Here is a 23800-nt window from a genome sequence, read left to right on the forward strand (position 1 = left end):
ATCGCAGAAACCACTTCTTTCGGTGGTAACAAGCTACTAAACGGCACACACGGTGCGAAATCGTTCCAAATCGGTGCGGATAACGGTGAAGCAGTGATGCTTGAGCTAAAAGACATGCGCTCAGACAACAAAATGATGGGCGGTGTGAGCTACCAAGCTGAAAGTGGTAAAGGTAAAGACTGGAACGTTGCCCAAGGCAAGAATGACCTAAAAATCAACCTAACGGACAGCTACGGCCAAGAGCAAGAAGTCAACATCAGCGCAAAAGCGGGTGACGATATCGAAGAGCTTGCGACTTACATTAACGGTCAAACTGACCTAGTGAAAGCCTCAGTAGACCAAGACGGTAAACTGCAAATCTTTGCTGGCAACAACAAAGTCGAAGGCGAAGTCGAGTTTTCAGGCGGCCTATCTGGCGAACTAGGCTTGGGCGAAGGCAAAAAGGTGACGGTAGATACTATTGACGTAACCTCAGTTGGTGGCGCACAAGAATCTGTTGCCATCATCGATGCGGCACTGAAATATGTAGACAGCCACCGCGCAGAGCTAGGTGCTTTCCAGAACCGTTTCAACCACGCAATCAGCAACTTGGACAACATTAACGAGAACGTGAATGCGTCGAAGAGCCGTATCAAAGATACAGATTTCGCGAAAGAAACGACGGCAATGACCAAATCACAAATTCTATCGCAAGCGTCAAGCTCAATCCTTGCGCAAGCGAAACAAGCGCCTAACTCAGCGCTAAGTCTGCTAGGTTAATCAATTTAACAAAGCAAGAAACCAAAGCCAGGCTCATCCCTGGCTTTTTGCTTATTGGCTATAACGATTCAGATGTGTCCTGACAGTATGTTCGATAAGGCATTCATATCGATTAGATGATCTCTTTAAATTCCAATGTTTCTGCGATGGTGGCGCAGAGACACCTGAGTCAAGCAGCTGCGCAAAATGTTGAGTCACAACGCAACCTAACTTCGGGGTTTCGAATCAACTCGGCGAGCGATGATGCGGCAGGTTTACAGATATCGAATACTCTCCATGTACAAACGAGAGGGCTTGATGTCGCCTTAAGAAATGCGCACGACGCTTTTTCTGTTGCTCAAACAGCGGAGGGAGCATTGCACGAAAGCAGTGACATATTGCAACGCTTACGCTCTCTGGGGCTTCAAGCAGCAAACGGCAGTTATGACTCAAGTGATCGGCAAAGTATTCAATATGAGGTCGTAGCGCTGCAAGATGAGCTTGATCGTGTCGCGATCACGACAACATTTGCGGATAAAAACCTGTTTGATGGATCTTACGGTTCACAAAGTTTCCATATTGGCGCGAACGCTAATTCAATCTCTTTGACGTTACGTAACATGCGTAGCCATATCCCAGAGATGGGAGGGCAGCATTATGTTGGTGATGCGGTCGATAAAGATTGGCGAGTCACTAAAGATAACCAAACCCTAAAAGTCGAATACCAAGACAGTAAAGGGCAAACCCAAACGGAATCCATTGGACTCAAATTGGGTGACCGTATAGAACAGGTCGCCACTTACATCAATGCTCAACAATCGATAGTGAATGCTTCAGTAACGGAAAACAACGAACTGCAATTCTTCGCTTCTACGATGAAGGCGCCAGAGGGTGTGGTTCTCGATGGGAGTTTAGCGGATGAGCTTGATGTGAGCGCTGGTCAATTAGTCACAATGGATGACATCGATATGTCGACGGCAGGTAAGGCGCAGCTTTCTATTGGGGTGATTGATGCAGCAATTAAGTATGTTGATTCGCACCGGAGTGAAATTGGCAGCTTTCAGAACCGTGTAAACGGCTCGATGGATAACTTAAATACTGTGAATCGGAGTGTTACAGAATCCAAGAGTCGAATAAGAGATACAGACTTCGCAAGAGAATCTACGGAAATGGTGCGTTCTCAAGTGCTCCAAGATGCGACAACTGCATTACTCGCTCAAGCGAAGCAAAGGCCGAGCTCAGCACTAGGCTTGCTCAGTTGAACGTGTTTCAGCGATGCACATCGCTCAGAAAAAAGTCAGATAATAAAAAACGCTGCCATTGGCAGCGTTTTTTTCGTGTTCGATTAAGTAAAAATTACTTAGTTACACGTAGAACTGGAGTTTCACCAACAGTTACAGAACCAGAAAGCTTGTTTAGCTCTTTGATTTCGTCCATGTTAGAGATAACAACTGGAGTTAGCGTTGACTTCGCTTTCTCTTCTAGAAGAGCTAGATCGAATTCAATTACAGTGTCGCCAGCTTTAACAGTTTGACCTTCTTCAGCGATACGCGTGAAGCCTTCGCCTTTTAGTTCAACTGTGTCGATACCGAAGTGAACGAAAAGCTCAACACCGTCGTCAGACTCGATAGAGAACGCATGGTTAGTTTCGAAGATCTTACCGATAGTACCGTTTACAGGAGCTACCATTTTGTTGCCTGCTGGCTTGATAGCAATACCGTCACCAACGATTTTCTCAGCGAAAACAACATCTGGCACGTCTTCGATGTTTACAATCTCACCAGAAAGTGGCGCGATGATTTCGATAGCACCAGCGTCAGCGCTGTCATCAGATACAAGCTTCTTAAGTTTGTCAAACAGACCCATTGTGTCATGCTCCTAAGGTTTGGTTTTATTCTGTCGAATTATAGTATACCAATATAGCTCATTAGACGACTTTTTTCGCCGTCTAATGGCCATTAAGTATTGAATTACTTGGTACTACCGATTACTGAGCTTTCTCAGCAATAAACTTTTCTACCACGGTTTCGATTTCTTCTGCTGTCGGTAGAGAAAGGGCTTCTTCAGCCATTGCTTTCACTTCTGCGAAGTTAGAGTTACGAACTACTTTCTTCACTTTAGGGATTGAAATGCCGCTCATTGAGAACTCGTCCAGACCCATACCTAGAAGTAGAAGTGTTGCACGCTCGTCACCTGCAAGTTCACCACACATACCAGTCCATTTACCTTCTGCGTGAGAAGCGTCGATAACTTGCTTGATCACAGTAAGTACAGCTGGTGATAGTGGGTTGTATAGGTGAGAAATCATCTCGTTACCACGGTCAACCGCTAGCGTGTACTGAGTTAGGTCGTTTGTACCGATAGAGAAGAAAGACACTTCCTTCGCTAAGTGGTGTGCGATCGCAGCAGCAGCAGGAGTTTCAACCATAACACCGATTTCGATGTTTTCGTCGAACGCGTGGCCTTCAGCGCGTAGCTCTTCTTTGTACTCTTCGATCGCTTTCTTAAGCTCACGGATTTCTTCGACAGAGATGATCATTGGGAACATGATACGCAGTTTGCCGTGTGCAGAAGCACGTAGAATGCCACGTAGCTGATCACGAAGGATTTCACGACGATCTAGACTGATACGTACAGCGCGCCAGCCTAGGAATGGGTTCATCTCTTTTGGAAGATCCATGTATGGGAGATCTTTATCGCCGCCGATATCCATAGTACGGATGATCACAGCTTGACCGTTCATTGCTTCCGCAACTTCTTTGTACGCTTGGTACTGTTCTTCTTCAGTTGGTAGCGCAGTACGGTCCATAAATAGGAATTCAGTACGGTATAGACCAACACCTTCACCGCCGTTACGAAGGATACCGTCACAGTCTTTCACTGTACCGATGTTACCGCAAACTTCTACACGATGACCGTCAGTCGTTTCTGCGTGTAGGTCTTTCAGTTTCGCTAGCTCTTCTTTTTCAGCTAGGAATGCTGCTTTAACCGCTTTCGCTTCTTCTAGCTCAGCTTCTGATGGGTTGACAACAATTTTGTTGTTCATTGCGTCAAGAATCAGCATGTCGCCATTCTTAACTTTCTTCGTGATGTCGTTAGTACCAACGATAGCTGGAAGCTCAAGTGAGCGAGCCATGATTGAAGTGTGAGATGTACGACCGCCGATGTCACAAGCAAAACCAAGCACGTAGTCTAGGTTAATTTGTGCAGTTTCAGATGGCGTTAGGTCGTAAGCAACAAGAATTACTTCTTCGTTGATATCGCTAAGCGAAACAATGTTGATGCCTAGTGCGTTCTTAACAAAACGAGAACCGATATCGCGGATGTCAGTTGCACGCTCTTTTAAGTATTCGTCGTCTAGAGACTCAAGAGCACATGCTTGCTCTTCGATCACTGAGTGGATAGCGTGATCAGCAGTCATCTTGTCGTTTTTGATAAGTGCTAGGATTTCCTCTTCTAGCTCTTCGTCTTCAAGAAGCATGATGTGACCTTCAAAGATCGCTTCTTTTTCTTCGCCAAACGTTTCAAGCGCTTTTTGCTTGATTGTTTCTAGTTGAGCTGCAGATTTGTTACGAGCGTCAAAGAAACGCTGAACTTCAGCTTCTACTTGATCGTCAGAAATAGTGTTTGTGTTTAGGACAATTTCATCTTCTTGAAGTAGTAGTGCTTTACCGATTGCAATACCAGGAGATGCTAGGATGCCTGAAATCATAGCCTTACCTTAAGTTTGGTCAACTTTATAAAACGGGAGAATAATGGGTGCGCTAACGAATAGTTTTAGCTTAGTTTTGAGCCTATTTCCAACGAAGCCATTTTGCTTTCACAAAATGGCTTCTGGAGTAGGAGACCGGATTAGTGTAGTTGGTCCATTAGAGCAACTAGGTGGTCAACTGCTTGCTGAGCTTGTGGGCCTTCAGCAGAAATAGTAACTTGAGTACCTTTTACTAGGCCTAGTGTTTGTAGTTTGAACAGGCTCTTAGCGCTAGCGCTTTTACCGTTAGAAGTCACAGTGATGTCTGCGTCGAATGCTTTCGCTTCTTTAACAAACTGTGCAGCTGGACGAGTGTGAAGGCCGTTTTCTGCTGTGATTTCTACTTGCTTCTCGTACATGTGATATACCCCAATAAATGTATTTTTTTGTTAGTTTGTGACCAGATTTTAGCTTAACTGCTTTACATCTTGTGCGCTAGCACGGGAAGAGTTCAAAGCGCGTCAGTTCTGATACTAGTCAAAAGTTTGGTAACTACGCAACTGTTTGCGTGCGTAATCACTTTGAAACCTTTTTGTGTTCTGCTTCTTTATTTTGAAGCTAGAAATAAAACACCCTGATATTACCAAAGGTAGGGCAGGGATCAACAAAAAAGCCCCTAAACGGGGCTTTTTTAAACTAAAAATTGATTTGAACACATATTATTGTTGGTTCTCTTTTTCGGTAAAGATACCTGCAAAGAGTGCTGTACTTAGGTAACGCTCACCGGAACTTGGCAGGACAGTTACAATTGTTTTTCCTTCAAATTCAGGTAGTTCCGCAAGTCGGTTCGCTGCAACAACCGCTGCGCCTGATGAGATACCAGCTAGGATACCTTCCTCTTCCATTAGGCGACGAGCCATCTCAATCGCTTCTTCTGAGGTAACTTGCTCAACACGGTCAATAATGTCTAAATCGAGGTTACCAGGGATGAAACCAGCACCGATACCTTGAATTTTGTGTGGGGCAGGTTGGATTTCTTCGCCAGCAAGTGCTTGTGCAATAACCGGAGACTCTGCTGGCTCAACTGCAACAGAAGTGATGGCTTTGCCTTTTTCACCTTTGATGTAACGGCTAGTACCTGTAATAGTACCGCCCGTACCAACACCAGCAACGAATACGTCGATTTCACCGTCTGTCGCTTCCCAAATCTCAGGGCCCGTAGTCTTTTCGTGGATTTCTGGGTTCGCTGGGTTGTCAAATTGTTGAAGAAGTAGGTACTTCTCAGGGTTGCTTGCTACGATTTCTTCTGCTTTAGCAATCGCCCCTTTCATGCCTTTCGCCGCTTCAGTCAGCTCAAGGTTCGCGCCTAGTGCTTTTAGTAGCTTACGGCGTTCTAGGCTCATTGATTCAGGCATGGTCAATGTTAGCTTGTAACCGCGAGCAGCCGCTACGAATGCTAGAGCAACACCAGTGTTACCACTGGTAGGTTCTACAAGCTCTACACCTGGCTTAAGAAGGCCCGCTTTCTCTGCTTCCCAAATCATGTTTGCACCGATACGGCACTTAACACTGAAGCTAGGGTTACGCGCTTCAATTTTTGCGAGAACTTTGCCTTTACTTACTTTGTTTAGACGAACGAGAGGTGTATTACCAATAGTAAGAGAGTTATCTTCGTAGATTTTGCTCATAGTGATGTTCCTTCATTACACGTTGTGTGAATATGGATAGAAGAATATGCGGTATGAAAAAAAGGGAAAAGGATTAAAAAGTTATATCTTATTAGGTTGGCCCAGAACTTGATAAAAGAAAAGGGAAAAGCTGGCGCTGATCCCTTTCCTTAATCTCTAATCGACTATCGTTGGTGCTTAAACTCCGCGACCCACATCGCGGTTGCACCACATATTGCTACAGGCATGACAATGAGGTTCAAAATTGGAATCGTTGTAAATACTGAAACCAACACACCAAAGCCATAGGCTTTACCTTGCTTTTGTTTCAATTTGTAACGCATGTCGTTAAATGGGATTTTATGGTTATCAAACGGGTAATCACAATATTGAATCGCGAGCATCCAGGCGGTAAAGATAAACCATAAAAATGGGCCTACTGTTTGTCCAAGGGCAGGGATGAGCAATAATAGGAATAGGCCTATTGCTTTAGGTAAAATGTAAAGGAGCTTTCTCCACTCACGAGCTAAAACGCGAGGAACATCTTTCAGGACGGCAGTGAAACCATCATCATTTACTTTTTGTCCCGTTAAGTACTCTTCCACTTTTTCAGCCAAGAGGCCATTGAATGGCGCGGCGATAAAGTTCGCGAGCGTGCTGAAAAAATAGGAGAAGGTAGCGAGTATCGTCAGAGCGAGTAAAGGCCAAAGAATGTAAGTTAACCAGGATAAAAACTCAGGCAGCTGCCCAATCCAGCCTTCTATCCATATATTAAGGTTTGAAAATAGATAGAAGATGGCACCACCTACAAGCAAGATATTTGCAAGTAGAGGTAAGATGACAAAGCGCCTGATTTTAGGGGCTAGTGCCAATTGTATCCCGTATAGAAAATAACCGAACCCGGTTCTCTGCTGATTGTTTTTCTTCATGTCTATTTTGGCTTCGTGTAAATGAAAACTCATTGTACCTGTGAGGACTTTTCTTTCAATGCCCTGACAAATGACGTCTTGTTAAGTGGAATCGTGGCAAGAATCACAACAAAAAACGGAACTTCTTGCATTAAGTTGTTCTAAATCTACATATAGTTTTGGTAAAGTAAACGTATCATTCAGATTTATTGCACTTGGGTTGCTGCTCAAGGAACTGCGAGTAGTAAAAACAAGTATATTGAGAGTAAATAATGCAGGAATTGCGATTCGTACTCATTGTTGTTGGCGCATTAGCCATCGCGGCATTACTGTTTCATGGTTTATGGAGCAGTAAAAAAGAAGGCAAAGCAAAGTTTGGTAATAAGCCAATTGGTAAGCTGGATGTTGACCAAGAAGACAAAAATGATCTTGTTGAGAAAGAACGAGACTTCGCTCCCGCTCCTGAAGATGACTTTGAGATCATTCGCAAAGATCGCAAAGAACCAGATTTTGGGATGGCGAATTCTTTCGACAACAAGTTTGAATCTGACCCGTTATTCGGTGGTCCATCTGAAGTCAAACAGACGCAGCAGGAGCCGGATGACATCCCTTCATTTGTTGTAGAAAAAGATAAAGAAGAGGACGTTGAGCCTGTTGTTCAAGCACCAGTAGCTGAAGAGCCATTCCAGCCCGCTGTGGAAGAAGAAGCTATTCCCGCCGCGTTTGATATTACGGAGAAAGAACAGCAAGTCGAAACGGTTAGTGAGCCTGTCGTTGCAGAGCCTAAGGAAGAGCCAAAGCCAGAACCTGAAATGCAAGTGATTGTATTGAATGTGCACTGTGCTGGTGAAGAGCCATTTGTTGGTACTGCTTTATTTGAAAGTATGCAACAAAACGGTCTAATTTATGGCGAGATGGATATTTTCCACCGTCATGTCGACTTGTCCGGTAACGGCAAAGTGCTGTTTAGCGTCGCTAATATGATGCACCCTGGTACGTTTGAGCATGCTGATCCTGCTGAGTTTACAACGAAGGGTATTTCATTCTTCATGACATTGCCTTGTTATGGCGAGGCTGAACAGAACTTCAACTTAATGCTCCGAACTGCGCAGCAAATTGCTGATGATTTAGGTGGTAACGTACTTGATGACCAGCGCAACTTAATGACGCCAGATCGTTTAGCATCTTATCGACGTCAAATAGTTGAGTTTAATGCCGCTAACGCATAATCTTAACAGCAAATAATAATAGGGCTCCGGATGGAGCCCTTTTTCTTGGATTTCCCAACCTCACCGATTGAAAATACACGGGGCTTTACTATGTCTGAATCAGTACTTCAGCGACTAGAAGAACTAAAAGAGTCGTTGCATTACCACGCTGTGCGTTACTACGTGGAAGATAACCCAGAGATCCCTGATGCCGAGTACGACCGTTTAATGCGAGAGTTACTGGATATTGAAGCTGAGAACCCTGACTTAATAACCGTAGACTCGCCAAGCCAACGTGTCGGTGGACAACCTCTCTCTGCGTTTAGCCAAGTGACACATGAAGTACCGATGCTTTCGCTTGATAACGCGTTTGATGATAGTGAACTTGATAGTTTCCACAAGCGCGCACAAGAGCGCGTGGGCAGCCAGAGTGTGAAAGAATACTGTTGTGAGCCTAAATTGGATGGACTCGCCGTAAGTTTGTTATATGAGAATGGCGTATTAGTTCAGGCGGCCACTCGAGGCGATGGTACTACGGGTGAAAACATCACAGAGAATGTGCGTACGATTAAAGCCATTCCTTTAAAACTCAGAGGTAATGACTGGCCAAATCGTCTTGAAGTTCGTGGTGAAGTCTTTATGCCGAAAGCTGGGTTTGAAAAGCTCAATGAATTAGCAAGGAAGAAAGGCGAGAAAATCTTTGTTAATCCACGTAACGCTGCGGCAGGTAGCTTACGACAATTGGATTCACGTATTACGGCTTCTCGTCCGCTTAGCTTCTATGCATACAGTGTAGGCGTGGTGCAAGGCGCAGAATTGGCAGCAAGTCATTACGAACGCTTTTTGCAAATCAAATCTTGGGGACTGCCAATGTGTCCGGAAACTAAGCGAGTTGAAAGCTTGGCGGATGTAAAAGCTTACTACCAAGATATATTGCAGCGTCGTGATGCCCTCCCTTATGAGATCGATGGTGTCGTTATTAAAATTGACGATATTGCCGTGCAAGAGCGTCTGGGGTTTGTTGCTCGCGCTCCACGTTGGGCGATTGCCTACAAGTTCCCAGCACAGGAAGAAATGACGACACTGAATGAAGTGGAGTTCCAAGTCGGTCGCACTGGTGCGATTACACCTGTTGCTAAACTAGAGCCTGTATTTGTTGGCGGGGTAACGGTAAGTAATGCGACGCTTCATAACGCAGATGAGATAGAACGTCTGCAGGTCAAGATTGGTGATCACGTTGTGATCCGCCGTGCTGGCGATGTTATTCCGCAAGTCGTATCTGTCATCAAAGAGCGTCGACCAGAAACAGCTCGAGATATTGTTTTCCCAACTCAGTGTCCTGTTTGTGGTTCGCATGTTGAGCGGATCGAAGGAGAAGCGGTAACACGTTGTATGGGGGGCTTAGTTTGCCAAGCCCAACGCAAACAAGCGCTAAAACACTTTGTTTCTCGTAAAGCGTTAGACGTTGACGGTTTAGGCGATAAAGTGATCGAGCAGCTTGTTGATCGTGAGATGGTGAAAACTCCTGCTGACTTATTTAAGTTATCAGCGGGGATTTTAACCGTACTAGATCGCATGGGGCCAAAGTCTGCGCAGAATATTGTGAATGCGTTAGAAAAATCCAAAGAAACAACTTTACCTCGGTTTTTGTATTCACTGGGGATCCGTGAAGTTGGCGAGGCAACCGCAGCAAACTTAGCAATGCACTTTAAAACGTTGGGAGCGATCCAAAATGCTACCGAAGAGCAGTTGATTGAAGTGCAAGACATCGGTGCTGTGGTTGCTCAACATATTACGACTTTCTTTAGTGAAGAACAGAACCAAGCGGTGGTTAAAGATTTGCTTGAACAAGGAATTCATTGGCCAGAGATTAATACTACTGAGCAGGTGGGGGAATTACCATTAGAAGGTAAAACAGTAGTATTAACGGGAACACTTTCTCAACTGGGGCGTACAGAAGCCAAAGAAGCCCTCCAAGCACTGGGGGCTAAAGTGACGGGTAGTGTTTCTAAGAAAACCGATATTTTGTTTGCTGGTGAAAATGCAGGTTCGAAGCTCGCAAAGGCACAAGAACTGGGTATCGAAATTAAAACAGAACAAGACTTACTCGAACTGATGAATTAAGTCTTCTCAAAAAAGCTAAAAAATAACTAAAAGCCCCGTATGGTAAGCATGCGGGGCTTTTTATTGTTCATAATTAAGTGTTTTTTATTGAGTAATTGATGCCTTTGTTCTTTTCAGTGATCAAGATCGAACCTTGGGTTATTGGTTTTTTTGGCTTTTTTAGTCTGCGAGTGACTTCAAGTTGATACTTTCAAGTTGAATTTAAGTGATTAATTTTAAATGATATTTTATTGCGTTGTGTTGGTGTTGTTAAAAATAAGATCTGGATCAATAAGTTATATGGAACTTTGGAGTGGCTCATATTTTTTTAGAAAAAAAATAAGTTCCATTTGGATGTTTTTAGCTGCGAAGTTAGTCTTAATCACGTGGATACACGGTGTGTATGCAGGAACTAAAAAAAGCCAAATTAGAAATAATGAGGTTTGATCAGGAATTTACTTCTCTCCTTCGGCGGCCAACTAAAGGTGAGATAGAAAAATACAGCTATATCCATTTTTAGGAGTTTTTCCATGGACAAATTTTTTAAGGTTTCAGCGTTAACCGCAGCAATGTTTGGTGTTGTTGCTGTCGCTCCAGCTACAGCGTCTACTGAAAGTGCAGCAGGTGGCGAGTACGTAGAGAAAGTGAACGAATTTATGCAAGACTCAAGTCTGAATGCATTATTCATAGTTGATACTCGTTCACGAACTCGTACAACAGGTAAGCCCGGCGGTGAAAATGGTGACCGTTGGAGTCGTCTAAACTACTCTTCTTACAACGCAATTTTAGACTTCACTTCTGGCTACCACGATGGTTGGGTGGGCGCAGATGTTGCGGCTTACTACTCTGGCGATCTTTACAACGATAGTCTTTACAATTCAAACGAAGGCTACCTATGTAACGAAATCTCAACTTGTAACAACCTAGACTGGGGTGCAGGTGATGGTCAGCAGCTTAAAGTTTACAAAGCAGCGCTGAAATTCAAAGCAAACGAAAACTTTAATGCTCGTTTCGGTATGTTACAGGCTGGTGGTAACGGTACAATCGGTAACGTTTGGAGCTTTGTACCTGGTACTTACCGTGGTTTCGAACTGAACGCTAAACTTGGTGATTTCAACCTAAGCTACTTTGGCGCAGACCAATTTACAGCACCTTGGCTGCTTCACGAAGATGATTACGCACCAGCGCTTTGGTCTGACACGTCATGGAGCTACCTACACTCTCTAGGTCTAAATGGTAACCTAACTGACAGCCTGTTTATGCAACTTGGTTTGGGTCAAGCTACTGGCGTTCAATATGCAAATGGTGTTGACTGGGGTGCAGGTCAAGTAACTAGCTACCACAACGAAACTGACAACACTTCTTACAAGGCTTACTTGAAGTACACTGTTAGTGACCGTACAACTCTAGCATTTGATTTCTACGGTGTTGACGATGATGTGAAATACGATGGTCTAGGTTTCCACACTGGTCTATCTTTGAATCAATCTTTCGGCAAGCTAGCTTGGATGTCTGAGTTGCGCTACACAGACACAGATAACCGTGCGGACTTCGTTCCTCGTACTATTCATACATATGGTATGAACAATGGTACTTGGTCTCAGTGGTGGGACGCGCTATCTGACTGGAACAAAGCGGGTGAGCTAGCATGGTACAACCGTCTATCTTACAACCAAGGTAACGGCTGGAACTACTACCTAGGCTTTGGTTACGGTACTGGCGCTGACTCTGCAGCAAGCGGAGCATCAGGTGACTGGGATTACGAAAGCGAATACGCAGTTAACGCAACAGTATCTTACTCACTACAAAGTGGCGCGCTTAAAGGTTCTACCATTCGTTTACACGGTACAATCCTAGAACGTGATGAGTACGCAGGTGCTGGCGATGCGGATGAAACAGACTTACGTCTACAAGTTCTTATCCCTTACAGCTTCCACTAATACTTAATGGGATAATAAAAGGAGCCGCTAGGCTCCTTTTCTATTTCACTTCTCGGCCGTCGTATATTTTGCAATATAACGGTGGCAACATATGTACATTACCGTTTGGCAACTCACACTTTATCTCTGGGCCTAACGTACGACCACCGGATGCACCATTAGCATTAGTGGTTAACGGAATTATGGCAAAAGATATTACTAATAGACCAGATAAAAATCTCATAATAATCACCTTAATATAAACTTTAAATATCTACGTGCTTGTATAAACCGTGACTACGCAGAAAGGCAAGGTTGAATAGGGCTCTTATATCAAACTAAGCTCTTACTTCTTTACTATTCCCATTCCCCACCTCTAAATCGACACATTTCACTTGGAATATTCGTAACGTCGCCACTTGGCATCTTACATTCGACTATAGGTCCCAAATTAGTTGTACCGCCGTTTCCGTTGTTGTAGGCAAAGGAAGAAAAAGAAAAAATACCGCACAACATTAAAAAGAGAAGCTTATTCATAGTACATCCTCTTACTTACCAAATAAAAAGCACTCAACTTAAATGCTTATGTGTTAAGTATGTATCCGAGGATAAAAAGATCAAAAAATAATTCAATAAAGTTTTATTTTTTAAAATAAAATTAGATCGATAATTTACCTAGATATATTTCTATCTTATTGATTGTCGTGTGTTGAATAATTAAATAATAGGAAATGGTAGGTAGGGTATTAATAATATTACTAATACTTATTTTTTTCTCGATTTTAATTAAGGTAATGAAATGAAAGCAGTTGTTTAGATTAAAGTAATGGAGCATGATTTGCCCCATTACTTTGGCATAAATTAATTAGAATCAGGCTCAATGATTAAAATAATACCTTCAACATCGGTGATTCTTACGCGGGTACCGGCTGGAAGTGCTTGATCCGATTGTGCGGACCATGTGGTATCGGCTACCTTGATGCGATTGAGCCCGACGGAAAAGTCTTCTTCAAGGATAAGAGTACGCCCAATTAACTGCTTGTACTTTTGGTTCAGATCTCTTTCTTGGTCTTCTTGCTTGTCTTTAGACCATTGTCGTCGCCACCAAAGCCAGGTGGTGATTAAGCTGAAGCTTGCAAAGCAAAGCCATTGTAATTGCCAGCTCATTGGCAAAACGGTCATGATTGCTCCAACGATAAGTGCAGACACCCCGAGCCAGAGAAAATACCCTGCGGTACCAAGTAGCTCAACTGCTAAAAGAGCAAAGCCAAACGCTAGCCAATGCCAGAAAGAGATACCTTCCAGCAAACTAAAAAAATCCATAAATTATTCTTTACCTTGCTGTTTAAACATTTCTGCTATCCCTGCAACCGAGCCCATTAGTCCGGTTGCTTCTAATGGAAGCATAATGATTTTACCATTTTCGGCTTGACCAATGCTCTTGATCGCTTCGGTATAACCCTGTGCAATGAAGTAATTGACGGCTTGCATGTCACCTTTTGCAATGGCTTCGGAAACCATGTAAGTCGCTTTTGCTTCTGCTTGCGCGGCACGCTCACGTGCTTCTGCATGGAGAATAGCAGACTGCTTTTCACCTTCAGCTTTTAATATCTCTGATTGTTTATGACCTTCGGCCTTTAATATCTCAGCTTGGCGAACTCCTTCTGCTTCAAGAATTTCCGCACGCTTATTACGCTCGGCTTTCATTTGCGCATTCATTGCAGCGGTCAGATCGGCTGGTGGCTGGACATCTTTAATCTCAATTCGTGTGACTTTTACGCCCCAAGGGTTTGTTGCTTGGTCAACAATCGCCAACAGCTTAGAGTTGATCATGTCGCGTTGGCTCAGCATTTCGTCCAGTTCCATTGAACCTAAAACGGTACGAATGTTGGTAAGGGTCAAGTTTCTAATAGCGTGTTCTAAGTCGTTGACTTCATAAGCCGCTTTGGCAGCATCGATCACTTGAACAAATCCGACAGCGTCAATAACCACGTTAGCGTTATCTTTTGAAATGACCTCTTGCGCAGGAATATCGAGAACGCGCTCCATCATATTTACTTTTTGACCAACTTTATCAACGAATGGAATGATCAAGTTTAAACCCGGCTTTAATGTGTGGGTGTAGCGTCCGAAGCGTTCAACTGTCCAGTTGTTTCCTTGCGGAACCGTTTTAATGGCTGAAGATAAGATAACGACAGCAAGAACGACGAAAATACCGATGGTGATCAGTGAATCAATTGGCATAAGTTATTCCCTTAAGTGCATAATATTCGATCCATTTTTACCTATTTATAGACAATAGACAATTGAAGTTCTGAGACCTTTGAGAGGTTATTGGTCTTTTATATGACAAAGGCCGGAAATCCCGGCCTTTGTTGTCTTCTTCCTAGAAGAATGCGACGCTTAGTACAAAATTGAGTAAAGCTGGCGACGATATTTGCTTGCTAATGCGTTACCTTGACCTAGCGCACTGAGAATATCCATAAAAGTCTTCTTCACGTCACCGTCTTGGGCGCCCAAGTCTTTTTTAAGAATATTCCACAGCAGTTCCAACGCTTCTTCATCCCGACCAACTTGGTTGTATTGTACCGCCAATTCACAAGCGAGTTCGAAGTTTGCCATGTCTGCTGCGTATGCTTGTTCTAGTCGCTGTAACTCAGGGCTATCTGCAGCCTGCAAATGCAGCTCGAGCTTGGCTATTAGGCTCTTGTAGTAGTTATCTTGATACTCGAGAGGGATAGCGTTCAGTAGTTCTTGGGCAATATCAAATTGTTTGGTTTCTAGCAAACAATCAGCCATCGCGAGTTTCACATCACCACGCTCTTGCAGCTCTGGCGGCAAAGTGTGGATGATACTCAAAGCCTGAGCATGCTCACCTTGCTGAAGAAGTTCACTGACTTGTTTTAATAGTTGTTCATCTGGGCTTGGCAAATGCTTTTGTAGCATGGTAGCAATGGCATCAATTGGCTGGGGGCCTCCCAGACCATCGACGGCTTGACCATTTATAAACAGCGCGATAGTTGGCAATACTTGCACGCCAAATTGAGACGCTAAAGCTGGCTGATCTTCACAATTTAGTAGAGCAAGCGTAAATGCACCGTTGTACTGTTGAGCAAGAGATTGCAACTCAGGGAGTATCTGTGCGCTTTCTGGCTGAGCGTTGGCCCAAAAGTGGATCAAAACGGGCGTGTTCATTGATCCTTCAAGCGTTTCGCGAAAGTTCTGTTCTGTTATCTCAACGATAAATGGGGATTGCATCAGAGTATCCTTGCCTTGTGTCTTGTCGTTGATATTAGATATGGAGTTGATTTAGGTGAAATTCAAGCGACATTCACCATCAATAATGAATCATTCTATTTTGAGAAAACGTGAGGTAATAGAGTGAGGTTATTGCTGCTCAGGTGTTAGATAAAAAGAAAACGCTGCCGAAGCAGCGCAATTCTAATGCTATTTGTTAGTGCGGTATCAAAATAGGATGAACATGGTCAACACTACACCCACACTAAGCCAGTTAAGCTGATTTAATGTCATTGTTGCCTCGCAGTAGTATAAACATTGCTACAAAACGTAATGGGTGGCGATACCAAATCTAAGCAACTCAATCACTTTGGGCGAAAGAATCCCCGCTGAATTGCGTAGAAATTGATTCGTTTAGTTGAGGTTTTTTTAACCTACATGTTCATAATGACATCACATTGTTACGGTGAAATTACATTTCGACAAAACTTTTTTATGCAGCCTGTCGCAAAATTTTATCAAGTACACGGGTTGGTAATAGTCTTTTCAAGACTGCGAATAATTTAGTCGGTGTAGTAATTCGATAACGAATTTTCGGTGAAACGCTAGTTAATGCATGAAGAACTGGTGCGATGCAAGACTCTGCAGGCAAAACAAATCGATTATTAGACTTGTCGTTGTTGAGTCGCTCTCTTTGTCCTTCATAAGCATGACGATGGGGGCTAGATTCAATATCAACCCACTTCTCAAAGGCTCGTAATGCATTGTTTCTAAATTGAGTTTCGATCGGTCCTGGTTCTATCAATGCCACTTTGATATTCGTATCCGCAAGCTCTAGCCTGAGCGTATCTGTCCAGCCTTCTAAGGCAAATTTTGATGCATTATAGGCACCACGGTATTTCATTGCGGCAAAACCAAGAACAGAGCTGTTTTGTATGATGCGTCCTTCGCCTTGCTGGCGCATATGAGGAAGCACCTCTCTGACCAACTGGTGCCAACCAAAAAAGTTGGTCTGAAATTGATCTTGAAGAGCCTCGGTGGGTAAGTCTTCCAATGCTCCGGGCTGACCATAGGCACCATTATTGAACACTGCGTAAAGCTTACCTTCTGCTAACTCTAGCGCTTGCTTCACGCCCGAAGAAATGCTTTCTGGGCTATTTAGGTCTAGATTGATGCAGGTTAGCCCTTCATTAATTAGGCGCTGGACATCTTGTTCTTTCCTACAAGATGCAATGACATTAAATCCCTTGTTTTGTAGGGCGTGAGCGCACACGTAACCGATGCCGGTTGAACAACCCGTAATAAGAATCGACTTTTTCATAATTTAATTTAAGACTCAGAAACCTTGATTAGAGCCATCATTCATCAGCTCCGGTCATGAAGCAAGTGCTTGAGTGCTGGCTCTATTCTGGAGTAGCTAAATTTAAAGCCCAGTTCGGTGAGTTTTTTGGGTTTGGCTCTCATGCTATCAAACAATAAGCAGGAAGATTCTCCCATTAGGAGTTCCATCGCCCATTTAGGCGTGAACAAGATATGCGGACGTTTTAGCGTTTTAGCTAGTGTGCCGCTGAATATACGATTAGTCACAGGATGGGGGGCGCACATATTGAATGCACCGTGGGCATGTGGTGTTTCAAGCAAGTACATGATGGCGCGGACCATATCTAGGATGTGAATCCAAGGCATGTACTGATTACCGTTCCCAAGTGGGCCGCCTACGCCAAGCTTGTAAGGTAATAGCATCTTTGCCAACGCACCACCATTAAGGCCGAGTACCACGCCAGTTCTCATTAGACAAACCCGAGTTTGCTCCGACTCTGCGCGCTTGGCTATTTGCTCCCACTTTGCACAAACCTCGTGAGGAAAGTCGTCGCTATTAACATGTAAGCACTCATCAAACGGATGGTCTTGTTGATCACCATAGTAGCCAACTGCCGAGCCACTAATAAAAACAGAGGGAGGTTCGGTACTTGCGTGGATCAGCTCAACAATTTGCTCGGTAATTTTCCAACGACTTTTGCAGATTTTTTCTTTTTGCTCGCTGGTCCACCTTTTATCCGCAATAGGCTCACCTGCAAGATTAATGACGGCATCAACGTGATTGAGATCGGCGAACGACTCGAGCGAGTCAAGGTATTCGATATTACCCAGATCAGCATGCTGTAGGCGTTGTTTTGCTCGCTCTGGAGAGCGTGTAAGTAGCATAACTTGGTGAGTTGATAGCAGCTTGAGCAACTCCGAGCCAATAAACCCAGTGCCACCTGTGAGTAATATCTTCATGTTATCTCTTTGAATGTACACGTATTAGAACATTATAGTCGTTTTGTGCTTAGCTTGATCATCTCAACACCATTATTTCTGGGATAGTGACAAGCTGGCAGAGATACTATTAACTTCACATATTAGAAAATATGTAACTAAATGTTATAGATGGCGCTAGTGCATTCACGGTAGAAGAGTGAAATCTATGCCAGACTAGAAGTTATCGCTCATTGGAACGAGCGTAATCAGTTTGCACAATCAAGGAGGATAGGCATGGAAGCATTTGTTGCGCTTTTTCGAGCGCTCCTCAATAGTGCTCGTGACTTATTACCCATCATCATTGTTATCACTTTTTTCCAATTAGTCGTTTTGCAAGAGCCGCTGCCCAACCTGGTCTCCATTCTTTTTGGCTTGTTGCTTGTCGTTTTAGGATTAACCTTTTTTATCTTTGGCCTAGAACTTGGTCTTTTTCCTATCGGAGAGAGTATGGCTCAAGCCTTTGCAAAAAAAGGCAGCGTGTTTTGGTTATTAGTCTTTGCGTTTTGTTTGGGGTTTGGCACCACGATAGCTGAACCTGCATTAACCGCGGTAGCGGAAGAAGCCTCAGAAGTTGCGGCAGAGGGCGGAATGATCGCTAACTCAGAGCAGTCCATGCAGGATTACGGAGAAGGACTTCGAGTAACAGTAGCTCTCTCTGTGGGGATAGCCATCGTTATCGGCGTTTTGCGTATCTTAAAAGGGTGGCCGATTCATTACATGATCATTGGTGGCTACGTCGGCGTTGTAATACTGACGTGGTTTGCACCTGAAGCCATTATTGGCGTCGCTTACGATTCCGGAGGTGTAACCACGTCCACCATAACAGTACCTTTGGTCACTGCACTGGGTGTCGGTTTAGCGTCTTCTATTAAAGGGCGTAACCCTATGGTGGATGGCTTTGGTTTAATCGCTTTTGCCTCGCTGTTACCGATGATGTTTGTGATGGTTTACGGAATGGTCGTAACATGATTTCAATTGATCATTTCCTAGACACTTTGTTATCGACCGTTAGAGATGTCGTTCCCATCGCCAGCATTATTTTTGGTTTTCAGTTAGCGGTGTTAAGGCGTCCTGTTAGCAACCTTAAGAAAGTTTTGCTTGGGTTCGTTTATGTGATTTTCGGGTTAGCTCTTTTTTTACTTGGATTAGAAATGGCGTTGTTTCCACTTGGGGAGACGATGGCTGTGCAATTAACGGCGCCGGAGTTTTTACAAGAGTTCAAAGTATCGGTAGGGAAAGCCTTAATGTGGGTCGACTATTATTGGGTTTACACCTTCGCCTTTTTTATAGGCTTTAGTACCACGATTGCAGAGCCTTCTTTAATCGCTGTAGCGATAAAAGCAAACCAAGTCTCTGGAGGCAGTATCAGTATTAACGGCTTGCGCGTAGCCGTTGCGTTTGGGGTGGCAATTGGTATTGCATTAGGGAGTTACCGGATTGTCGTGGGCGATCCCATTCATTATTACATCATCGCGGGTTACATCGTCGTTGTGATTCAAACGTTTTACGCTCCTAAGCTTATTGTTCCACTCGCCTACGATTCTGGAGGCGTAACAACTTCTACCGTCACTGTCCCACTTGTAACTGCATTAGGGTTAGGGCTTGCTTCGACCGTCCCTGGAAGAAACCCAATGATTGATGGCTTTGGCTTGATCGCGTTTGCCAGTCTATTTCCTATGATCTCTGTGATGGGCTATGCGCAAATAACCCAGTGGCTGAATAAAAACGTCTCGGAGGAAGAAGAAAATGCGCTTTAAATTGATACTTGCGTTTGTTGAAGACAGCAAAACAGACAAGGTGTTGGACGCTGCACGCGATGCTGGTGCGACCGGTGCAACAGTGATTAACAATGCTCGCGGGCAAGGTTTAAATCAAAAGCGAACGTTTTTTGGTTTAACGCTAGAAGTGCAAAAAGATGTGCTGCTGTTTGTGGTCGAGGAACATCTATCTCGACACATATTAGAGACCATTAATGAGGTTGGTGAATTTGACAGAGAGTCGGGACAGGGGATTGCTGTTCAGATCGATATTGAAGATGCAGTCGGTGTCGCGCATCAAGTCGAGACATTGACCAAAGTAGTCGAGGATGAATTATGAGTGATCAAACGATAATTAGAGTTCGAGATGTTATGGCGGCAACGTATGTAATGGTTGATGGACTGATGACCGTATACGAAGGCATAACGCTAGCGAAAAAATACCAAGTCAAAGCGCTGGTGGTGAAAAAGCGAGATGATAATGATGAATATGGCATCGTGTTGATGAATGATATCGCCAAAAAGGTGCTGGCGAATAATCGTTCTCCTCAGCGCACAAATATTTATGAAATCATGACCAAGCCCGCTTTGTGTGTCGAACCAGATATGAACGTAAAATATTGTGCACGTTTGTTTGAGCGATTTGGCATAAGCAGAGCGCCGGTCATTGAAAGTGGCGAGGTCATTGGGATGGTGAGTTATAACAATATTGTCATCAACGGTATGGTGCGAGAAGAAGTGTAATAGGTTGATATAAATGAAAAATCAACGAATTTTTTCTCAAGTCAGCGACTGTTACAAAGAACTAAAATATTTAATATATGTTAGGTTGCATATGTGTTAATTCACCATTATTCTTTGCGCCCTAAGCCTAATGTCGAGGAATCTGTATCATGCCTTTAGTCTCTTGCCCCGTGTGTGAGAAACAAATCTCAAAACGCGCTCATGCATGTCCAGGATGCGGAGAGCCCGATCCGCTGCACCATCTAGCCAAATCAAAATTTATGTCGATGGTGTTTTGGATACTGGTGTTGGTTGGAACAGCGTATGCAGCATGGTTCTATGTTTTGCCTATGGTCATTGAATCATTGCGCTATCAGTAGTATTCAAACCGTCGTAGGTTGAGCTGCTAAAAAAATGCCGTAGAATGACCTCATACTTTTTGAGGAGACAATGTCGTGAAACTATTTTTTGCCTCAGACCTGCATGGCTCTTTGCCAGCAACTAAAGAAACCATTGAGCTATTTCTGGCCTCTGGTGCGCACCACATGATTTTGCTAGGAGATACGCTAAACCATGGGCCGCGAAACCCTATTCCGGAAGGCTACAACCCTCCACAGGTAGCAGACTTATTGAACCAATACAGTGATCAAATTATTTCTGTACGTGGCAACTGTGATAGTGAAGTGGACCAAATGCTATTGAAGTTTCCAATGATGATGGATTACTCATGGGTGCTACTTGAATCTGGCAAGAGAATCTTTTTGACTCATGGTCACTTGTACAACTCTGAAAAACGGCCGCCACTGCGCGAAGGTGATATCATCGCCCACGGGCATACACATGTTCCCGTCGCAGAGATGCAAGATGGAGCCATTATATTCAACCCAGGCTCGATGACATTCCCACGTAATGGCTTACCGAGAAGCTTTGGTACTCTAGAAGACAATAAGCTAACGGTAAAAACGCCAGAAGGCGAAGTATTAGCACAAACCATGATTTAACGGTTTTACTAAGTAAAAAAATAGGGAGCGAATTGCTCCCTATTTTGTGTCTGAATGTCCTAAATCGCGTTCTGGGTCGATAATGTCTCTAACGCGCTGTTTTAGCACCTTGGCTTCAGGAAAGCCGCTGTCTTTTTTCCGTTCCCAAATTTGCTGGCCATTACAGAAAATTTCGAAGCGACCACCTGTGTCCGGGTGTAAGCTGATTGTTTCTATTTCTTCGCTAAAAGTATGCAGTAATTCTTGCGATAGCCAAGTTGAACGCAACATCCAGTTGCACTGGCGGCAGTAATAAATATCAATGATTGCTTTATCCATGAAACTTTCCTTTTAATCTTTTTAAACCAGCAACTTGATGCCCACCGCAAACGTGAGAATTTCGAATGCAACTTTAATCACTCTGTTACTGTATCGAGTCGCGGCCCATGCGCCTAAACTGCCGCCTAGAAAAGAGCTAAACAATAAAACAGGTAACCAAGCCCAGTGAATAGGCGCCCCTGCCTGTACGACGGCAATGCCTCCAATGCCATTCCAAAACAGGCCGACACAAATCATGGTGTAAGCAACGGCTTGTTTGTAGTCGTAACCAAACCAGCGCACCAAAAATAGTGTCACGAGCAAACCAGAACCTGCGGTAAGAGATCCGTTAATGATGCCGATAAACAGTAAGCCAATTCCACCAATAACCCAACCGATAGGATGACGGTTACGTATTACTTCAGCTTGGCCTAGCGATGTCTTAAATCGCGAGTAGATACCTAGCGCTAGGATCATCGTGCCGAGCATCTTTTCCGCGATACCATCAGGGATCTGTACAATTAAGTTAGCCCCTAAAATCACGCCAATACTACCGGACAAGATAAGGTAGAGCGCGACTTTCCATTTAATAGTGCCTGATCTTAAATGCGTGCTTGCTGCGCCTAAGCCTAAAGCAACCGAAGCCACCTTATGTGTGCCTAGCGCAACGGAGAACGGTAAGCCGAGAAAGATGAGTAAAGGGAATTGAAGCAAGCCTGCTCCGCCACCAGAAAGTGAAGCCAGCGTGTTGGCGATTAGTGAACCGAAAAAAAGGGTAAGGGTATCTAGCCAATCCATAAGCAAAACAAAGGGGGCGTCTTGCCCCCTTATCATCCAATCAAAATTAGTTTTTAAACAGTACCGAAGAACCGTGGTTCAAGCTAGTGAGCAATAGTGTTTTTTCGTTCACGACGTCAATACGACGACTTTGCTCCGCATCTAGCTTAAAAATTTGAGTAATCAAACGTAGCTGTGCTTCGGAAAAGTCTTTTGATTGAGAAGATGAAATATCTTTAAACTCCGAAGGCGAGACCAACAAATAGTTGTCACTTACTTCCCAGCGGCCTTTTTCCGAGATATTTATCGTTGATTCTGCGGTTGAACCTTGAGCGAATAGTTTTATATTTGCTACGCGAATATAGTCACCATTAGGGAGATATTTCACGTTTGATTCAACATTAACTCGGCGTAGTGGGCCGACAGTATCGTCAGGCAAGCTGTCTGTAATGACTGTCACCATGGTCGACTGCCATTCGTTTGCTGTGAGGAGCTGTTCCACTTTTAGGTCACTTCCCCAATACAACCAACTACTGAAAAGAACGGATACGGCCAAAACCGCAGATGCTAATTTAATCTTCATATTGGCCTCCTTTATTTGCAGATGTCTGTTGGATCGTTTTGACCTGCGAAAATACGCAGTGTTACGTTCTCGTAAGAGTGGTTACTGTCATGAATGTAGTTCAGAATCAGCTGGTTATTTTGTCCGCCAGTGGCAATCACTTCCACTGGCAACGAGTCTTCTGCATGGTGCTTCACGTAGCGCTCAATGCATTGCTCTATTGAGGGCAACCAGTTGTTGATTTGAGGGTGATTTACAGGTGTCATCACCGGCACATTTTGATACTCACCAATCTGACGGAATTGGGATTCCGCTGGGTTCGTGAATAACAATACGCAAACAGGAAGCAGCAGAGATAAAAAGATAATGACACGCGGTAGCCAGTTAATCGTGTTAGATGCTGGCTTCGGCTGAGTTTTAGTCGGCTCTACTTGAGGCTCAAGATCAGCAGTAGTATCGGTCACTATCTCTGTTGGTGGTGTATCGCTCGCTTCTAACTCCACTGCTGGCGCTTCGTGTTCAGAAGCGCTTTCTTCAACGTCAGTGTTAGAGTCAGTAGAAAATGGGCTCAAGCGTTCCACTGAACAAATGAGTTGGTAGCCACGTTTAGGTACCGTTTTAACAAACTCTGGAGATTTTGTTGAATCCTTCAACATCTTACGCAGAGTAGAAATCGCTTGAGTCAGGCTTGAGTCATCCACCTCAAAACCTTGCTCACGCCAAACAAACTCGTGAAGCTCGTTACGGGTTAAAACTTCGTTTGGTCTCTCTGCCAACATCAGAAGTATACGGCTTTCGTTGCTTCCTAATCGTACAACGTCGTTGCCGTTTTGTTGGTCAGCGAGCGAATTACTATTTGGATCAAAGGTGAACCTTTGAGCAAGTAGAAATTTGGTGCCAATGTTAGTCAT

The 23800-nt window shown here is 43.9% G+C and carries 25 protein-coding genes; 11 read left to right on the forward strand and 14 right to left on the reverse strand.

Going from position 1 to position 23800, the window contains the following annotated elements:
• Together R7Z41_RS14645 and R7Z41_RS14650 are read left to right on the forward strand one after the other, a co-directional pair.
• Window positions 1–759 (forward strand): flagellin (locus tag R7Z41_RS14645; protein WP_225477752.1); only part of this gene is annotated, 759 nt, incomplete at its 5' end.
• Between the two features lie 116 nt (window positions 760–875).
• Complete coding sequence (locus R7Z41_RS14650; RefSeq protein ID WP_005382040.1) at window positions 876–2000, forward strand: flagellin; 1125 nt, start codon at window positions 876–878, stop codon at window positions 1998–2000.
• A 94-nt stretch (window positions 2001–2094) separates the two neighbouring features.
• Here R7Z41_RS14650 and crr read toward each other — a convergent pair whose 3' ends face one another.
• The 5 genes from crr to cysZ form a co-directional block, all read right to left on the reverse strand.
• Window positions 2095–2604, reverse strand: coding sequence for a PTS glucose transporter subunit IIA (gene crr, locus R7Z41_RS14655; RefSeq protein ID WP_005382041.1), 510 nt, complete (start codon window positions 2602–2604; stop codon window positions 2095–2097).
• Between the two features lie 121 nt (window positions 2605–2725).
• Window positions 2726–4450, reverse strand: a complete 1725-nt coding sequence (gene ptsI / locus R7Z41_RS14660) for a phosphoenolpyruvate-protein phosphotransferase PtsI (protein ID WP_206970908.1) — start codon at window positions 4448–4450, stop codon at window positions 2726–2728.
• Between the two features lie 140 nt (window positions 4451–4590).
• The gene (locus R7Z41_RS14665; RefSeq protein WP_005382043.1) at window positions 4591–4848 is read right to left on the reverse strand and encodes an HPr family phosphocarrier protein; all 258 of its coding nucleotides are present in this window, start codon (window positions 4846–4848) and stop codon (window positions 4591–4593) included.
• Window positions 4849–5148: 300 nt separating this feature from the next.
• The gene (gene cysK / locus R7Z41_RS14670; RefSeq protein ID WP_005382045.1) at window positions 5149–6117 is read right to left on the reverse strand and encodes a cysteine synthase A; all 969 of its coding nucleotides are present in this window, start codon (window positions 6115–6117) and stop codon (window positions 5149–5151) included.
• Window positions 6118–6281: 164 nt separating this feature from the next.
• Entirely contained in the window at window positions 6282–7025 is a 744-nt protein-coding gene (cysZ, locus tag R7Z41_RS14675) for a sulfate transporter CysZ (RefSeq protein WP_025767003.1), read from the reverse strand.
• 251 nt (window positions 7026–7276) lie between these two features.
• On the opposite strand from cysZ, the gene zipA reads away from it, so the two are divergent.
• From zipA to R7Z41_RS14690, 3 genes are all read left to right on the forward strand, one after another.
• Window positions 7277–8233, forward strand: a complete 957-nt coding sequence (gene zipA, locus R7Z41_RS14680) for a cell division protein ZipA (protein ID WP_213896912.1) — start codon at window positions 7277–7279, stop codon at window positions 8231–8233.
• A 90-nt stretch (window positions 8234–8323) separates the two neighbouring features.
• Window positions 8324–10336 (forward strand): NAD-dependent DNA ligase LigA, encoded by a 2013-nt coding sequence (gene ligA, locus R7Z41_RS14685; protein WP_017819968.1) that lies wholly within the window; start codon window positions 8324–8326, stop codon window positions 10334–10336.
• Between the two features lie 509 nt (window positions 10337–10845).
• Complete coding sequence (locus tag R7Z41_RS14690) at window positions 10846–12255, forward strand: hypothetical protein (RefSeq protein ID WP_005382055.1); 1410 nt, start codon at window positions 10846–10848, stop codon at window positions 12253–12255.
• Window positions 12256–13095: 840 nt separating this feature from the next.
• Here R7Z41_RS14690 and R7Z41_RS14695 read toward each other — a convergent pair.
• The 5 genes from R7Z41_RS14695 to R7Z41_RS14715 all read right to left on the reverse strand — a co-directional run bounded on the left by R7Z41_RS14695 (window position 13096) and on the right by R7Z41_RS14715 (window position 17751).
• Complete coding sequence (locus R7Z41_RS14695; RefSeq protein ID WP_047102904.1) at window positions 13096–13557, reverse strand: NfeD family protein; 462 nt, start codon at window positions 13555–13557, stop codon at window positions 13096–13098.
• Between the two features lie 3 nt (window positions 13558–13560).
• Window positions 13561–14478 carry an SPFH domain-containing protein gene (locus R7Z41_RS14700; RefSeq protein ID WP_047102903.1) on the reverse strand — a complete coding sequence of 306 codons (918 nt, stop codon included), beginning with the start codon at window positions 14476–14478 and terminating at the stop codon, window positions 13561–13563.
• A gap of 159 nt (window positions 14479–14637) precedes the next feature.
• Window positions 14638–15492: a co-chaperone YbbN gene (locus tag R7Z41_RS14705; RefSeq protein WP_005388628.1), complete on the reverse strand. Its 855-nt coding sequence runs from the start codon at window positions 15490–15492 to the stop codon at window positions 14638–14640.
• Between the two features lie 472 nt (window positions 15493–15964).
• On the reverse strand, window positions 15965–16792 hold the full coding sequence (locus R7Z41_RS14710; protein WP_025766996.1) for an SDR family oxidoreductase: 828 nt from the start codon (window positions 16790–16792) through the stop codon (window positions 15965–15967).
• Between the two features lie 44 nt (window positions 16793–16836).
• Window positions 16837–17751, reverse strand: a complete 915-nt coding sequence (locus R7Z41_RS14715; RefSeq protein WP_047102894.1) for a TIGR01777 family oxidoreductase — start codon at window positions 17749–17751, stop codon at window positions 16837–16839.
• 255 nt (window positions 17752–18006) lie between these two features.
• Between R7Z41_RS14715 and R7Z41_RS14720 the strand changes: the two genes are divergently transcribed.
• From R7Z41_RS14720 to yfcE, 6 genes are all read left to right on the forward strand, one after another.
• Entirely contained in the window at window positions 18007–18741 is a 735-nt protein-coding gene (locus tag R7Z41_RS14720; RefSeq protein WP_005382077.1) for a DUF1538 domain-containing protein, read from the forward strand.
• A complete protein-coding gene (locus R7Z41_RS14725; RefSeq protein ID WP_005382078.1) occupies window positions 18738–19529 on the forward strand; it encodes a DUF1538 domain-containing protein in 792 nt (263 codons plus the stop codon). The genes R7Z41_RS14720 and R7Z41_RS14725 overlap by 4 nt, the downstream gene beginning before the upstream one ends.
• A complete protein-coding gene (locus R7Z41_RS14730; RefSeq protein WP_054578025.1) occupies window positions 19519–19869 on the forward strand; it encodes a P-II family nitrogen regulator in 351 nt (116 codons plus the stop codon). Before R7Z41_RS14725 ends, R7Z41_RS14730 begins: the two co-directional genes overlap by 11 nt.
• Window positions 19866–20273: a CBS domain-containing protein gene (locus tag R7Z41_RS14735; protein ID WP_005382085.1), complete on the forward strand. Its 408-nt coding sequence runs from the start codon at window positions 19866–19868 to the stop codon at window positions 20271–20273. The genes R7Z41_RS14730 and R7Z41_RS14735 overlap by 4 nt, the downstream gene beginning before the upstream one ends.
• 149 nt (window positions 20274–20422) lie before the next feature.
• A complete protein-coding gene (locus R7Z41_RS14740) occupies window positions 20423–20632 on the forward strand; it encodes a hypothetical protein (protein WP_005382086.1) in 210 nt (69 codons plus the stop codon).
• Window positions 20633–20707: 75 nt separating this feature from the next.
• On the forward strand, window positions 20708–21253 hold the full coding sequence (gene yfcE / locus R7Z41_RS14745) for a phosphodiesterase (protein ID WP_138939153.1): 546 nt from the start codon (window positions 20708–20710) through the stop codon (window positions 21251–21253).
• Between the two features lie 39 nt (window positions 21254–21292).
• On the opposite strand, the gene R7Z41_RS14750 is transcribed toward yfcE, so the two are convergent.
• From R7Z41_RS14750 to R7Z41_RS14765, 4 genes are read right to left on the reverse strand one after another with little or no spacing between them, the layout of a single operon-like run.
• The gene (locus tag R7Z41_RS14750) at window positions 21293–21571 is read right to left on the reverse strand and encodes a SelT/SelW/SelH family protein (RefSeq protein ID WP_005382088.1); all 279 of its coding nucleotides are present in this window, start codon (window positions 21569–21571) and stop codon (window positions 21293–21295) included.
• 21 nt (window positions 21572–21592) lie between these two features.
• The gene (locus R7Z41_RS14755) at window positions 21593–22348 is read right to left on the reverse strand and encodes a sulfite exporter TauE/SafE family protein (protein WP_176310838.1); all 756 of its coding nucleotides are present in this window, start codon (window positions 22346–22348) and stop codon (window positions 21593–21595) included.
• Window positions 22349–22394: 46 nt separating this feature from the next.
• Window positions 22395–22910 carry a transmembrane regulator ToxS gene (toxS, locus tag R7Z41_RS14760; RefSeq protein WP_005382091.1) on the reverse strand — a complete coding sequence of 172 codons (516 nt, stop codon included), beginning with the start codon at window positions 22908–22910 and terminating at the stop codon, window positions 22395–22397.
• An 11-nt stretch (window positions 22911–22921) separates the two neighbouring features.
• A complete protein-coding gene (locus tag R7Z41_RS14765) occupies window positions 22922–23800 on the reverse strand; it encodes a transcriptional regulator (RefSeq protein WP_017634819.1) in 879 nt (292 codons plus the stop codon).

This window comes from Vibrio sp. 1457 (genome assembly GCF_033340195.1).
GTDB lineage: Bacteria > Pseudomonadota > Gammaproteobacteria > Enterobacterales > Vibrionaceae > Vibrio > Vibrio alginolyticus.